The 15,159-nt window shown below is 39.3% G+C and carries 14 protein-coding genes; 12 read left to right on the top strand and 2 right to left on the bottom strand.

Features of this window, described 5'->3' with window-relative positions; translation table 11 throughout:
* Positions 1-55: 55 nt before the first annotated feature.
* Genes anmK through murQ form a run of 5 tightly spaced genes read left to right on the top strand, consistent with a single transcriptional unit; the run spans position 56 to position 5,081 of the window.
* Positions 56-1,228, top strand: a complete 1,173-nt coding sequence (gene anmK / locus MKX55_RS02560) for an anhydro-N-acetylmuramic acid kinase AnmK (protein ID WP_339235836.1) — start codon at positions 56-58, stop codon at positions 1,226-1,228.
* A gap of 52 nt (positions 1,229-1,280) precedes the next feature.
* Entirely contained in the window at positions 1,281-2,153 is an 873-nt protein-coding gene (locus MKX55_RS02565; RefSeq protein WP_339235838.1) for a MurR/RpiR family transcriptional regulator, read from the top strand.
* A 6-nt stretch (positions 2,154-2,159) separates the two neighbouring features.
* Positions 2,160-3,152, top strand: coding sequence for a BadF/BadG/BcrA/BcrD ATPase family protein (locus tag MKX55_RS02570; RefSeq protein WP_339235840.1), 993 nt, complete (start codon positions 2,160-2,162; stop codon positions 3,150-3,152).
* Positions 3,139-4,161 (top strand): serine hydrolase domain-containing protein, encoded by a 1,023-nt coding sequence (locus MKX55_RS02575; protein WP_339235843.1) that lies wholly within the window; start codon positions 3,139-3,141, stop codon positions 4,159-4,161. The genes MKX55_RS02570 and MKX55_RS02575 overlap by 14 nt, the downstream gene beginning before the upstream one ends.
* A gap of 32 nt (positions 4,162-4,193) precedes the next feature.
* Complete coding sequence (gene murQ / locus MKX55_RS02580; RefSeq protein ID WP_339235846.1) at positions 4,194-5,081, top strand: N-acetylmuramic acid 6-phosphate etherase; 888 nt, start codon at positions 4,194-4,196, stop codon at positions 5,079-5,081.
* Positions 5,082-5,485: 404 nt separating this feature from the next.
* Here the strand turns inward: murQ and corA are convergent, their stop codons facing one another.
* Positions 5,486-6,436 carry a magnesium/cobalt transporter CorA gene (gene corA / locus MKX55_RS02585; RefSeq protein ID WP_339235849.1) on the bottom strand — a complete coding sequence of 317 codons (951 nt, stop codon included), beginning with the start codon at positions 6,434-6,436 and terminating at the stop codon, positions 5,486-5,488.
* A gap of 250 nt (positions 6,437-6,686) precedes the next feature.
* On the opposite strand from corA, the gene MKX55_RS02590 reads away from it, so the two are divergent.
* The 7 genes from MKX55_RS02590 (at position 6,687) to MKX55_RS02620 (ending at position 14,219) form a co-directional block, all read left to right on the top strand.
* Entirely contained in the window at positions 6,687-8,435 is a 1,749-nt protein-coding gene (locus tag MKX55_RS02590) for a sensor histidine kinase (RefSeq protein ID WP_339235852.1), read from the top strand.
* Positions 8,423-9,154 (top strand): LytTR family DNA-binding domain-containing protein, encoded by a 732-nt coding sequence (locus tag MKX55_RS02595; RefSeq protein ID WP_339182151.1) that lies wholly within the window; start codon positions 8,423-8,425, stop codon positions 9,152-9,154. Before MKX55_RS02590 ends, MKX55_RS02595 begins: the two co-directional genes overlap by 13 nt.
* Before the next feature lie 148 nt (positions 9,155-9,302).
* Entirely contained in the window at positions 9,303-10,754 is a 1,452-nt protein-coding gene (locus MKX55_RS02600; protein WP_339235854.1) for a carbon starvation CstA family protein, read from the top strand.
* Positions 10,755-10,959: 205 nt separating this feature from the next.
* Positions 10,960-12,189, top strand: coding sequence for a tetratricopeptide repeat protein (locus MKX55_RS02605; protein ID WP_339235856.1), 1,230 nt, complete (start codon positions 10,960-10,962; stop codon positions 12,187-12,189).
* Complete coding sequence (locus MKX55_RS02610) at positions 12,189-12,314, top strand: hypothetical protein (protein ID WP_339235858.1); 126 nt, start codon at positions 12,189-12,191, stop codon at positions 12,312-12,314. Before MKX55_RS02605 ends, MKX55_RS02610 begins: the two co-directional genes overlap by 1 nt.
* 254 nt (positions 12,315-12,568) lie before the next feature.
* Entirely contained in the window at positions 12,569-12,928 is a 360-nt protein-coding gene (locus tag MKX55_RS02615; RefSeq protein ID WP_339235860.1) for a hypothetical protein, read from the top strand.
* Between the two features lie 130 nt (positions 12,929-13,058).
* On the top strand, positions 13,059-14,219 hold the full coding sequence (locus MKX55_RS02620; RefSeq protein WP_339235863.1) for an FAD/NAD(P)-binding protein: 1,161 nt from the start codon (positions 13,059-13,061) through the stop codon (positions 14,217-14,219).
* 149 nt (positions 14,220-14,368) lie between these two features.
* Here the strand turns inward: MKX55_RS02620 and MKX55_RS02625 are convergent, their stop codons facing one another.
* Positions 14,369-15,145 (bottom strand): ABC transporter permease, encoded by a 777-nt coding sequence (locus MKX55_RS02625; RefSeq protein WP_339182166.1) that lies wholly within the window; start codon positions 15,143-15,145, stop codon positions 14,369-14,371.
* Between the last annotated feature and the right edge of the window lie 14 nt (positions 15,146-15,159).

The following is a 15,159-nucleotide window of genomic DNA, read 5'->3' on the forward strand; positions in this document are numbered from 1 at the left end:
CTGTGGCGCTTTTTCTGTTGTGTAGCATGAAAACTTTCGTAAAGGGGGAGATGACATGAGTAAATTGGTTGCAGGGTTAATGTCCGGGACATCCCTAGATGGTCTGGATGCGTCACTTGTAAAAATAGATGGTTATGGCACCGATACAGAAATCGATATTATAAAAAGCATTTCATGGCCCTATGATGATGCTTTAAAACAAGAATTATTGGATGCTATGGATGTTGACAAATCAAATGTTGAAAAGCTGTGCAGCTTAAATGTGAAATTAAGCTATTCATTTGCAGAGGCAGTTAAAAGGGTTTGCAGAGAGGCTGGGGTCAATTTAGAAGATGTTGATTTAATCGGCTCTCATGGGCAGACGGTCTATCATATTCCTGAAGCAGATGGCTCCAAGGTGCGGTCCACCTTACAAATAGGAGATCCCTCGGTGATTGCTTATGAAACCAAAACAATGGTTGTTTCCAATTTTCGAATGATGGATATTGCTGCCGGTGGAGAAGGTGCCCCCTTAATTCCGTATATTGACTGGTTATTATATAGAGATCAGCATAAGGGAAGAATTTTACAAAACATTGGCGGCATTGGTAACTGTACGGTTATGGAAAAGGATTCATCTTTAGAAACGATTTATGCATTTGATACAGGACCGGGGAATATGATTATTGATGCCCTGTGCAGAAAATTGTTTCAGATGGGCTATGATGCCGAAGGTACAATTGCGAAAAAAGGAACGGTTCATCACGCTATTGCAGCAGACTGGATGAGACATGATTTCTTTGCTCTTCAGCCGCCTAAATCAACAGGAAGAGAACAGTTTGGTGAAACGTTTACCTCTCAAGTTATCAAGAGCCATAAAGATTTGCCATACGAGGATCTAGTAGCGACTGCCACCTATTTCACGGCATATTCTATTGCGGATGCTTATCAGAAATTTGTGTTTCCCAAAACAGATATTACAGACATTATTATCAGCGGAGGGGGAGGAAATAATAAGACATTAATCACGATGCTCCAGAGTTTATTGCCTTCTAAAAATGTGTACACAGCTGAACAGATAGGGATAACTGCAGATGAGAAGGAAGCAGTCGGATTTGCGGTTTTGGCGAATGAGACCATTCATCAGCAAAAAACGAATGTACCAAACGCAACAGGTGCCAGAGAGCCGGTTATATTGGGACAGATAACGCTTCCTCCTTATGGAGTTAATCCGAATTTCCTTCTATAATAAGTCTATACGATGCACAAGTCGAAAAATTAACAAGGAAAGGTTTTATAAAATGAGAAATAATGATGGATTAATCCGAATTAGAGAAGCATTGAATATTATTAAACCGGCTGAAAGAAATGCCGCAAATTATATATTAGAGCATCCGGAAGAAGCAGTCCGGCTGTCAATCAAAGAACTCTCTGAAAGAAGCGGATCCAGCCAAGCAGCTATTATACGCCTATGTAAGAATATAGGCGTATCCGGATTTCAAGATTTAAAGCTGCGAGTTGCTGGGAACCTGCAAACAAGTGAGCTGAGCAACTATCACAATACAGAAATTTCTTCTGGCGAAAAGGTAAGCTCCATTATGGATATCATATCACAGAAAAACATACAATCTATTGAGCAGACGTTGAAGATACTCGATTTATCCAGTGTGGAGAAGGCCATTGAAGCATTAGATAAGGCGAATCGAAGGGATTTCTATGGAGCGGCTGCCTCACAGGTTATTGCACAGGATGCACAGCAGAAGTTTTTAAGAATTAATAAATATTGTACCGCATTTGAAGATGCACACTTACAGCTGACATCCTCCGTTACATTAACGGAAAAGGATGTGGCAGTCGGGATTTCTTATTCAGGAGAAACAAAGCATGTCAATGCATCGATTGAAAATGCGAAAAAAAATAATGCAACGGTGATAACAATTACAAGGTATGGAAAGAATACCTTGTCTGAGATGGCTGATATTCCTTTATATGTATCATCTGTTGAGTCAGAACTGGTTAGAAGTGCAGCAACCGCATCAAGGATGGCACAGCTTAATATCATTGATATTTTGTTTACCGGCGTTGCTTCAAGAAGTTATGATTCCACCTTATATTATCTGAATAAGACACGGGAAGTGTTGCAAAATGAATTTCGGAATCCACATAAAGGGTGATGATAAATGTATATCTTGGGAATTGATGGCGGTGGAACGAAAACGAAAGCGTTATTGTTTCATAAAGCGGAGGGGCTTGTATGGGAAACAGAAGCAGAGGCTGCGAATCCCCACAGTACCAGCTTTACTCATTCTGCTAAAGTCATCAGCCAAATCATAAGCGAGGCTTATAAACACAATCATTTTTTGGATAATACAGAGATATCGTTAGGTTTGGGTATAGCAGGATTAGGTAGAGAAGCGGACCGGGAAAAATGGCTCGAGTGCTTTCAAAAAACATCACCGCATAGCTTCCCCATTAATGAAATCGTTGTGGAGCATGATGGAACCATTGCTCTTTATTCAGAAACATTCGGCGCAGATGGTATGGTGTCTATCTGTGGAACAGGAGCAATAACGCTTGGGATGCATCAATCCAAGACTGCCCGTGTTGGCGGGTGGGGCCACGTGATTGGGGGAGACCCGGGCAGCGGCTTTGATTTAGGCTCGCAAGCCTTGATAGCTGTATTCAATGAATTAGATGGGCTGGGACCGAAAACTGCGCTGACAGACCTTATTTTGGATGGAGAAGAAATCGATTGTATAGAAGAATTGATTCCTATAATCTATCAACATTTTGAAAAACAGCGTGTGGCTGCATTCGCAAGCTATGTCTTTCAAGCGGCTGAAATGAAAGATGAAATCGCAATAACAATTATTCAAGAAACAGCTAAACAAATAGCGAATCGCGGTCAGGTATTGTTTGAAAGGCTGTTTCAAAAAACAGATAAGGCTGTTTCATTTGTGCTGGCAGGAGGCATTTTTCAAAATGACCTCATTGTCGAAAAGGTGAAAGCGGAACTCGCTGCAATTCCCTCGTTAAACGTTTTAACATCACAAAATCCACCTGTGATTGGAAGTATTGCTCTTGTTCTAAAGCAGCAGGGTTATTTGCCGGAACAAATCAAAAGAATGCTGTCAGATAAAGGGAGAAGAGGTGCCATAAATGAAGGCTTATGAACGGTATTTAGAGGGATTAGTTACAAAGGATGAGATTCCTGCAGCTGTTTATCTTGTCAGGCATCATCAACAACAGAAAACGTTCCGAAGTGCAGGCTCCTTTTTGAATAATGAAGGAAAGAGAATCCCTGTTACTACAGAAACTTACTTTGACCTGGCTTCTTTAACAAAAATTATGTGTACACTGCCGAGCATTCTATTTTTACATGAGCGAAATGAGCTGCATATAGACGATGCAGTAAATAAATATATACCTGCGTTTCCGCAAAAGCAGATAAGCATTCGCCACTTTTTACAGCATACCTCAGGTGTTTCAGCAGATTTATCTGTTAAAAACCGGTATCAGCAAAGAGACGTATGGAAGGAAATTTTAAACTGTACAGCAGTGTACCCGCCAGAGACACAGGTTTTATATAGCGATATCGGCATGATTGTTTTAGGAAAAGTTGTAGAAGCAATAACAAAACAGCGGCTGGATGTTTTTGCGGGGAAGGAGCTGTATCAGCCCTGGGGGATGAAAGATACTGGCTTTCTTCCTGGCAAAATAGAAAAAAATAAGATCGCTGCAACGGAAAAAGTTTGCGGAAAATACGTTCATGGTGAGGTACATGATGAAAAAGCCTATCATTTGGGTGGCGTTGGCGGTTCAGCAGGTTTATTTTCTAATATTTCGGATGTAGCGATCTATGCCGATTATTGGCTGTATCCAGAAAAGCAGTCGATATTAAGACCGGAGACAATGGCGTTAATCAAAGAAAATGTAATTCAAAATCGAGGTTTAGGCTTTGAAGTATTATATGATAAAACGCTTGGAACAACTTGTGGATCAGCCTGGTCCATCGGCTCGTTTGGACATACCGGATTTACAGGCACAAGTTTGTGGATTGATCCAAAAGAAGAAATCATTACGGTCCTGCTTACCAATATGGTTCATTATGGACGACAGCATCGATTGTCTGAAATCAGAAAAAAGTTTCACACGCTGGTTTATGAAACGCTGATTACCTAGTAAAACTAAACATTTGGAAAGGGAGTTAATATATGCTGACGGAAAAGAGAAATGAACATTCCTATCATTTACATGAACAATCCACCTATGACATCCTGCAATTGATGAACGAACAAGATAAGAAGGTACCTGAAGTTGTTGAGAACGTGCTGCCTCAAATAGAGAGGGCTGTAGAGACAATGGTTGCAACGATAGAAAAAGGAAATAAAGTCATTTACTTAGGGGCAGGAACAAGCGGGAGGTTAGGTGTTCTGGATGCTTCCGAATGTCCTCCGACTTTTGGCGTTTCCCCTGACGTCATTCAAGGTATTATTGCTGGAGGAGATGGCGCACTGCGTGTAGCTGTGGAAGGGGCAGAGGATGATGAACAGCTTGGCGGAAAAGATGTAGAGGAGGCTGCAGAACAAGGAGATGTCATTGTCGGTATTGCATCCAGCGGCGGAACACCCTATGTATTAGGTGCTGTGAATAAAGCCAAATCATTAGGGCTTTCAACGATTGGCATTTCTTGTAACGAGGATACAAAACTATCGCAGGAAGCGGATATAGCTATCGAACTCCCCGTTGGTCCGGAGGTTGTCACAGGTTCTACAAGGCTAAAGGCGGGGACGGCTCAAAAACTTGTTTTAAATATGCTATCCACAGCAACAATGGTGCGGACTGGAAAAGTCTATGAAAATTTGATGGTTAATTTGCAGGCAAAGAATCATAAACTGCGCAAGAGGGCAGTCTCTATTATCAAAGAGTTGACGCAGGCAGATGATAAGGAAGCTGCGCAAGCTTATGATAAAGCAGGTGGTAATACAAAAGCAGCTATTTTAATGCAGATGTTTGGCGTTGAGTTGACAACAGCGCAGGAAAAACTGGACAAGTACAAGGGGAATTTTGTCAAAGCCATAGGAGAATTGAATAGTGTATAATATGTCCGAAAAAACCTTAAATACTTTGTTGTAGCCATGGAAATGGCTGTTCATCTTTTTATATGCCTTTATCCAATCATATAAAGTAAGTTTGAACCTGCAGATACATATGGTTATCTGCAGGTTTGAAATGCCGGATTCATACTCATACTCTCTGAAAATAGTTCCTCTCAGCCGAAGTGCATCCTATTTTATTCTCTCTGTTTAGTCAGCTCTATCGGTTCATTATCATTCATCGTGGCTTGATATAATGTAATATTTCCATTCTGCCGCTCTGGTGTCCCCTCATTAACCTGGGAATTTTCATCTGTCTAAGGTGAAGCAAAAGCAGAAGCGGGATAAAAATATTTGACTGATGATATAGCAGCTAAACATTATTTTAACTGCTATATCATTTCCGTTCTTTAGAACCACTTTTTTAATTTGAAATAAATGATTAATCCAATGCTGATAAGCAGCATAACAACAAGCACTGCAACGTACCCATAATCCCATTGCAGCTCCGGCATATGCAAAAAATTCATGCCGTAAATACCGGTAATTAACGTGAGCGGCAAAAATATAACCGAAACGAGTGTTAATATCTTCATTACATTATTTAAACGGTATGAACTTAACGAATCATAATTATCGCGGATATCACTGGTCATTTCCTGTGCAGATTTAATGATGTTCATTTGTTTGATAATATGGTCTTCAATATGATGAAGGTAGATCCGCTGTTTCTTTGTCTTGGTGAAGGCTGTTTCTTCTTTTAAGTGCTGTATCAATTCCTGCATCGGCAGAATAACACGCTTTAATTTAATCATCACCGCCCGGATTTGAAAGACGTCCTCCATCAGCTTATTACCGGCTGTATCATTGACATGCCGGTCTTCAAAGGAAAACACTTCATCTTCTACGTGGTACACATATTCAAAATAGCTGTCTACAATAAAATCTAAAATAATCAAAGCGACATCTGCCGGAGTAACAGGCTGGGACGGATAGCGTTTTTGAATTTCCTCTCCGATATTGCCCAGCTTGTTTAGGCCATCCTGATGATAGGTTACAAGAATATGACCTTTTATAAACAGGTTTACCGCCCGTGCGCGATAATCATCTTCATTGACAAGATGACAAACTAAAAAGTGGTATTCTGGGTATTCTTTCAGCTTGGGCCGTGACACTGTTTTTATCGTATCCTCAATGGCCAGCGGATCAAAATGAAATTGGGTGGTAAGCAATTCACTTTCCTCTGTACTGGCTTGTACAAAATCATACCAAATAAAAAGAGCATCACTGGGAATTGCTGCATCACTTTCTGCCTGCTTCCATTCTTTTGAAGCTGTTTGGTAATGTATTGAGATTGGCATAATGAAACTCCTTTTCTGCACTTTAAAAAAGTATATAATAAAAGATAATTATATGGAAAGTGGATAAATAATTAATTTTAAAGTTGTGTGCCAAGTTTACAATTATATTGCCATCGATGAATTTAAGTAGACAGGAAGGCGGGAAGGGCTTATTGATAGTAGATTGATAACCAATTTTCAACTATCTAGGAAACTGCTATAATAATGAGAGCGTTTTCGAAGAGCGTTTTAAACGGAAAGGAGCATTATCATGTTTGAATTATTAATTACGTTAGTAGAAAGAGTTGGAATTATTGTAACGATAGCCTTTGTGCTGACAAGATTTCGCTTCTTCCGGAAAATGTTTTATCAGGATCAGCTGAATCGTCAGCAGCATCTTACAGCTATTCTTTTTTTCGCCTTTTTTGGGATTATTGGTACATATACAGGGCTGAATGTAAATACGGACAGCCTGCAATTTAACCGTTGGGCAACGGACTTGATGTCAGAAGAAGCGATTGCAAACGCAAGGGTTATTGGCATCGTTATCGCTGGTTTGCTCGGAGGGCCTAAGGTTGGTATTGGAGCCGGGGTGATTGCCGGAGTTCATCGCTTTACGCTGGGAGGGTTTACAGCAATAGCCTGTGGAGTTGCCACCATGATTGCAGGGGTCCTTGCAAGTCTGTTCTATAAGAAAAATAAGCGGATTAAACTGCAAACCGCTTTTTTTGTCGGGGCGATAGCTGAGGCAGTACAAATGCTGGTCATTCTGGCTTTAGCCCGGCCGATAGAGCAGGCTTGGGCTCTAGTTAATTTAATTGGGCTGCCGATGATTTTAGCTAACGGCATCGGCTCAGTGCTTGTTCTGCTGGTTATTAAAAGTGTATTGAAGGAAGAAGAGAAAGCAGGTGCTGTACAGGCCCAAAAAACGTTAAGAATTGCAGATCAGACACTTACGCATTTACGTAATGGTTTACAAATAGAAGCAGCAGAGGCAGTTTGCCGTATTATTCATAAAGAACTAAATACAAGCGCTGTATCCATCACAAATAAGACAGCTATCCTTGCACATGTCGGACTTGGACATGACCACCATCAGCAGGAAAACCCAATTCAGACAAAAATTACTGCAGAAACCATAGCAAGCGGGAAAATCAAAATGGCAACAGCGGAATCGATTCATTGTACAAACCCAGATTGTCCGCTGGAAGCTGTTATTATTGCTCCTCTTAAAGAACAGGGCGAAATTATAGGTACACTAAAATTTTATTTTCAGTCAGAAAATGACTTGACCAATGTCAATATGGAATTGATTACAGGGTTAAGCTCCATGATCAGCCATCAGCTGGAAATTGGTCAGGCAGAACGGGTGTATCAGCTGGCTAAAGAAGCAGAAATAAAAGCGCTTCAGGCTCAGATTCATCCGCATTTTTTATTTAATACATTAAATACAATTGTATCACTTATCCGTCTTCATCCGGGGAAAGCTCGGAAAATGCTGATTTCTCTATCTCATTTTATTAGGCAGAATCTATCCGCTACTACACAAAAAATAACGACTTTAGAACAGGAATTAAAACAGGTCCAGTCTTACCTGTCCTTGAATGAAGAAAGATTTAAAGATAAGTTAACGGTGAAGTATCAAATCGATGAGAAGGCGTTATCGGAAATGATTCCGCCTTTAACCCTGCAGCCAATCGTTGAGAATGCAATCATGCATGGGTTTAAAGATAAAGAAAGCGATTGTGTCTTAGAGGTTACGATGAAAAAACACCCAGACAGTGTTTATGTCGGGATTAAGGATAATGGCATGGGGATGAGTAAGGAAGCAGCAAATCAAATACGTCAAGCACCGATAGATTCGACATCAGGAAATGGCTTAGCGCTTTACAATGTAAATCGGCGGCTGCGTATTCTTTTTGGCGAGGAAGCTTTACTTCAAGTAAGAACCAACGAGGAAGGGACCAATATTTATTTTGTCCTGTCGCATAAGGAGGAAGAAAAGCAATGGATCAGTTAATGCAAGTGCTTATCGTTGATGATGAACCATATAACCGGGAAGAATTAAAGCATTTACTAAGTGAATTCACACAAATACAATCTGTTCAAGAAGCAGAATCAGGTGAGGAAGCCATCATGAAGACGATGCAGCATCAGCCAGATGTTATTTTCTTAGATGTAGAAATGCCGAAAGTGAGCGGAATGGAAGTAGCAAAGGCGATACAAGAACTGAAAAAGCCGCCGCTGGTCGTTTTTGCTACAGCATATCCGCAGTTTGCTGCAGAGGCTTTTCGCTATGACGCTGTAGATTACCTATTGAAGCCTTACGATGAGGAGCTGTTGAAAGAAACAATTGGGCGGCTGGAGAAAAAACGCGGGGCGAAAGAACAGACGAATCCAGGGAAAGCACCTGGAAAGCTGGCGATAGAAGTGGAAGGAGATATTCACTATATAGAGCTGAAGGATATTTTGTATATGTCACGAATAGAAAAACGGACAAAATTAATCACGAAGCAAGGAGAATTTGATATCAAAATGCCGCTGAAAGAACTGGAAAATCGCTTGTTAGCGTATGGTTTTTTCAGAATTCATAAAAGCTTCTTAGTTAACCTGGAGCATATTCAACGATTAACTCCATGGTTTAATGGCGCTTATCATTTGCAGTTAGAAGGAAGTAAAGACACGCTTTCCGTCAGCAGAAATTATGTAAAAGCATTACGTGCTAAATTAGAAATCTGATGCTTTCTTTCAATGCATCTTAATTCCTTAAAAGAACATCATAACGCTTAAAAATAACCTTTTGTTCCTGATTTCCCCTTCTCCTGCTTTGTATATTCTATACTTAATGAAAACGTATTCATTAATGGCGGAAAAAGGGGGAGAAAGTTTGTATACATTTCTAGCAGGAATTGTTTTATTAATTATCGGTTATTTTACGTATGGGAAATTTATTGAGAAGCTTTTCGGAGTCAAAGAAAGCCGGCCCACACCTGCCTATGTGAACGGAGATGGCATGGATTATATTCCGATGAGTACGCCTAAAAATTCGCTGATTCAGCTTTTGAATATTGCTGGCACCGGACCGGTTTTTGGTCCGATTATGGGAGCTTTATATGGACCGGCCGCATTTATCTGGATAGTAGTGGGATGCATTTTTGCAGGGGCTGTCCACGATTATTTAACAGGGATGATTTCCATCCGGAATCGGGGAGCGCATTTGCCGGAGCTTGCGAGCAAGTTTTTAGGAAAGGTTATGAAGCATGTCGTTAACGGCTTTGCAGTCCTTTTACTATTGCTAGTTGGTACGGTATTTGTTTCTACACCAGCAAGTCTGCTTCATTTATTGGCAGACGGGCGTGTCGCCTTAGGTATCTTTATTGCATTTATTTTTGTTTACTATATCTTGGCTACGATGCTTCCGGTCGATAAAATTATTGGCAGACTGTACCCTTATTTTGGAGCATTGCTGTTACTGAGTGCAATTGGTGTTGGAGTCGGTTTGGTTGTAACAGGAGCACCAATTCCAGAGCTATCATTCCAGAATTTTCATCCTGAAGGGGCAGCTATCTTTCCATTATTGTTTTTTACTATTTCATGTGGAGCTTTATCTGGTTTCCATGCTACACAAACACCGATTATATCGCGGACAACCAGAAAAGAAAAAGAAGGACGTAAAATTTTCTATGGCATGATGATTGCTGAAGGAGTTATTGCAATGATATGGGCTGCAGCTGCCATGAGTATGTTTAACGGCTATAATGGATTGAATGACATTTTAGCCGCTGGCGGACCAGGAGCCATTGTAAGTGAAGCTTCTACGACGCTTCTGGGAGCAATTGGCGGAACGCTAGCTGTGCTGGGTGTTATCGTACTTCCAATTACTTCTGGAGATACAGCATTTCGCAGTGCACGAATGATTATTGCAGACTACTTAAAAATTGGACAGAAAAAGTTCTCCAGCCGTTTGTGGATTGCCTTGCCGTTATTTGTGGTATCGATGGTTTTAACGCAAATTGATTTTGAATTATTGTGGCGTTATTTTAACTGGGCAAACCAGTCAACGGCAGTAATCGCTCTATTTGTTGGTTCGATGTATCTTTATATTGCAGGGAAAAATTATTTCGTCGCTCTGGTTCCAGGGACATTTATGTTGGTTATGGTTATTACTTATATTTTGTCACAGCCAATCGGTTTTAATTTACCTATGAATATATCATGGGGAGGCGGCTTTATTGGAGCAGCACTGCTAGTGGTTTTATTTTTTAAAGCAGCTGCAAAGGCACGTGCCAATAATATTCCGCTTGAAGTGGATGTCTCTGATTGGAAGCAAGCTTCTTAATTATAAAGAACAAGATGACTGGAGGCAGTTATCTAGTTCTTTTTTAATAAATTCTACAAATTCATTTCATTTTATTTAATTATTTGTGAATATTAACCATAATTATGAGGATATCCCTTAAAAATTAAAAGAATGCTTCTACTTCCCATTGAAATTATGTTACATTTAAACTAGGTAAAAAATTTCATGAAGAGGAGAGAGGATTTTGGATTTAGGACAAAAACTTAAATTTTTACGAAATAAGCAGAATTCTACCCAGCATGAGATTGTTGAAGGTATTTGTTCTGTATCCTATTACAGCAAGATTGAAAACGGTAATGTCGTTCCTAATGAAGAGATTCTACAATTGCTTGCTGAACGGTTTGGAATCGCCCCTGAAGAATTAGTACAAATAGAAGAAGTGGTGAATGATCAGGTTGTTCAAGAAGCGGAGAATATCTATAATTTGATTAAAGAAGACCAAGCTGCAGCCAAAGAAGCCTATCAATCATTTTTGGAAGACTTCGAAAATTCATCGGATCCTGGTATCAGACTGCTGATCAGCCTAATAGAGTTGCGATTTGCTCTAAGATTTTCAACAATGGAGGAAATTGAAGAAAAATTTCAAGAGGCAGAATCTTTGAAAGATTATAGTAACTTGAAAATTATGCCTTTATTTAATAGAGTTTGTGGCTTATACTATTATGAAACAGGCAATTATGATGCAGCTTTAGAGTTATATCTAGGTCTGGCAAACTCTTTGAATTATCCGTATAAAGCAGATATTCATTATGAACTTTCCCTCGTTTATAACCGAAAAGGTAATATGTATAAATCGATTAAGCATTTGGAAAAAGCTTTAAATGAGTATTTACAGGAAATGAACTATGATAAGTGTACAGTTTGTTATTTCTTGTTAGGTATTAATTACTTTAAAATGGGTAATTATGACGAAGCGATTGATTATTATGATCGTATAGAGAAAGTCATAGCGGATGATAAAAATTTACTTCGGAAGGTGTATCATAATCTGGGACTGGCCTATGAAAAAAAGAAGGATATCGAAAAAGCAATTGATTATTATAAAAAAAGTCTCTCCGTTTCTGTTGAAGAACAGTATAGTATGAAAACAATATACGCCTTAGCGAAATTGTATCTGGGTACGGAGAATAAAGAAAAGGCGGCGCAATACATTACGCAAGGAAAAGCAACAGCAAATAAAATTAGTTTGGAAGAGTATATCATTAAATTTCATCTCCTTCAATTACAGTTGAATAAAGAGAATATTAAAGAATACTTAGAAACCGTTGCTATTCCATTTTTTGAAGAGAAAAAGGATACAGAATTCCTCATTTACTCTAATGTACTGTTATCTGATTATTATTCTCAAAATAAGCAGTATAAACAAGCTTATTTTAAGATAAAAAATGTTTTAGATATGAAAGGAGGGATTTGATGAAGAAATTAATAATTGCTGCATTAGCGGTATTCGCATTTTTCAGTGTAACCATGACTGTAAGTGCTGTAGATGAAATTGAGTACCCAGATTCAACACATAGCCTAGATCCGAAAGATCTTTAAGAGGGTATGTGAAGGATGAAAAGCTGTCTTGTGCCATTAGATTGGTGGAAGATGGCTTTTTTTTGCAGAGCAGATGAATCTGGATGCTTTTATAGGGAATAGATACATATCATAAGGAAGCGTTGGAAGTTAGAGAACGGGTTCATCGAAAAAGAGATTGTTTTTATTTATATTTCATGGTAAAGTAATAATATTTCCGTTACAAATCGTAATGATTACGTTTTTGATGAATTATTTTATGGGGGGCGTTTAAAATGGAAAGCTACATAGAAGCAAAACTTTTGAATAAGGTGATCAGCCGTTTTCTCTCAAACGAGGAGCGGTTATTATATGAAAAAGTAATAAATATAGAAAATATAATTTCTGAAAAAGCATTAACACCCGAGCATTTTATAGATTTAATCCGAGCTGAATCTCCCCATAAGCATGTAGCTGAAGCGTTCAATTTATCTTTACACGAACTTCTGGAAGTGTTAAAAGACATAGAAGTAAAAATAGAGAAAAGAACGAAAATGATAAAAGCAGAAGCACGTTGGCTTGATTGTACAAATGTTGTTTCGACTGCTTTTGAGAAAAATGAAAATAGAAAATACTTTTATACAGAAGGTTTGTAATGAAAAGATAATAGAGAAAAACAACCATTCGGAAGCGGATAAGGGAATCCGATACGGGTGAACTTAAAAACAAAAATTTTCAGCCATAAAACCGTAATGGTTACGTTTTATAGGAAGGAGAGGAACAGGTATGTATAAATGGATAGTGATTGGTGGCGGAATCCAAGGAAGCTGTGTGGCTTCCCGGCTGCTTGAAGAGAGAAGAGCAGAGATAAAAGATGTACTGATTATTGACCCTCATAAACAGCCGTTGGAAAGGTGGCGCACCATCACAGAAAAGATTGAAATGAAATATTTGCGCTCTCCTTTAGTACATCATTTGCACACCGACCCATACAGTTTAAAAAAATATTCTTCTGAAAACAATTATGCCTCAGGTTTGAAAGGGCAGTATCAGCGGCCGTGTTTGGATATGTTTAATCAGCACAGTATGGATTTGTTAGAAGAAACAGGCGTCATGGAATGTTGGCTGCAAGGAATGGTAAACGGACTGTCATGGACGGAACAGGGATGGAAGGTTTGCATTGTGGATGGACGTTGTTTCTTTAGTGAGCGGGTGGTGCTTGCTATGGGTGTTAATCATACCCCTCATTATCCTTCATGGATTGACTCGTATAAGGATCATAAAGCGATAAATCATGTGTTTGAAATGGATAGCAGCCTTCCGGAAACGGGGGATGTGATTGTAGTTGGCGGCGGGATGACAGCAGCACATCTTGCCTATGCACTTACACAAAAAGAATCTATTCATTCTGTCACCATGGTGAAGCGGCATCCGTTACGTATTCACCATTTTGATAGTGATCCAGGATGGCTCGGGCCTAAGTATTTGAATAAGTATCATAAATTGACCAGCTATAAGGAAAGAAGGTCAGTTATACAAGAAGCAAGGAATCGAGGTTCCATCACCAGGGATTTATATTTAAAATTATTGAAACAAGAAAGAGCAGGAAGGCTGAATATCCATACAGGCTGTATTCAAAAGATTAGAGAAGATACAGATGAAAGAATGCAGCTTTTTATGGGAAATGAAGAAAAGCTGGAAGGAACCGCTATTTTACTGGCAACCGGTCCAGCCATTGCAATGCCGGGAAAAGAATGGTTAGACCCGCTGATAGAGCAGATGCAATTGCCTTGTGCACCATGTGGTTTTCCAATCGTACCTCAATCGCTTGAATGGAAAAATGGTTTATTTGTGGCAGGAGCGTTAGCTGAGTTGGAGATAGGTCCGGTTTCCAGAAATATTGCTGGAGCGCGAAAGGCTGCGGAACGGATTTTGCAGTTTGCTTAAGGAAATAGAATAGGGAGTTAGGACCGCCTCATTGACAATGGATTATTGTGTGTGGCGGTTTTTTTGGTTGGATGACGAAATGAAATTAGCGTTATCTTTATCGTGTGCTTATTGATATCTAAAGATTCGCTTGAAAAATAATATACTTATTATTTACGCTTTTTCTTGCGATTAAATACAATTGTAGCTCCAATAATAGAAAAAATAAGCAAACCGATAAACCAGGCAATCGTGATCCATAAATTATTGTGAAGGGGCGTTCCAGTGAGTAAGCTGCGTAATGATTCTATAAACGGTGTCATTGGCTGATTCTCTGCAAAAGTATGGAGCCATTTAGGCATGGTTTCTGTCGGTACAAAAGCACTGCTTAAATAGGGCAGGAAAAGCATTGGAAATGTTATCGCATTAGCAGTCTCTACACTTTTTACAATAAGACCAAACAGTACAAATAACCAACTAGCAGCGAACATAAATAATGCTAAAATACCGATAACCCCAAGCCATTCTAATAATCCAGCAGTTGGTCGGAATCCAATAATAACTGCTACAAGAATAGTAATGGCTGTAGCAAGTCCATTTCTAGCCATTCCTCCAATAACATGACCTGCTAATAAAGCGGAGGGAAGGATAGGCATCGTACGAAATCGTTCAAATAAACCTCCAGTCATATCATCAGCAACTTCTACAGCGACAAGCGAACTCCCAAAGGCAACACATGTTACAATAACGCCTGGAACAACGTAATTTATATAAGATGTTCCTGTGTCTATTGCTCCACCAAAAATATAAACAAACATAAGCATAAGTGCAATGGGAAGGCCAATACTCATCATCAGTGATTCTATATTTCGGAAAATATGTTTTAATGTACGCTGTGTCATTGTCCAACTATCCAGAATAATCCAAGTCCATTTTGATTCATTCATAAAATTATCAGCTC

Source organism: Oceanobacillus sp. FSL W7-1281 (genome assembly GCF_037969835.1).
In the GTDB taxonomy this organism is placed as follows: domain Bacteria; phylum Bacillota; class Bacilli; order Bacillales; family Amphibacillaceae; genus Oceanobacillus; species Oceanobacillus oncorhynchi.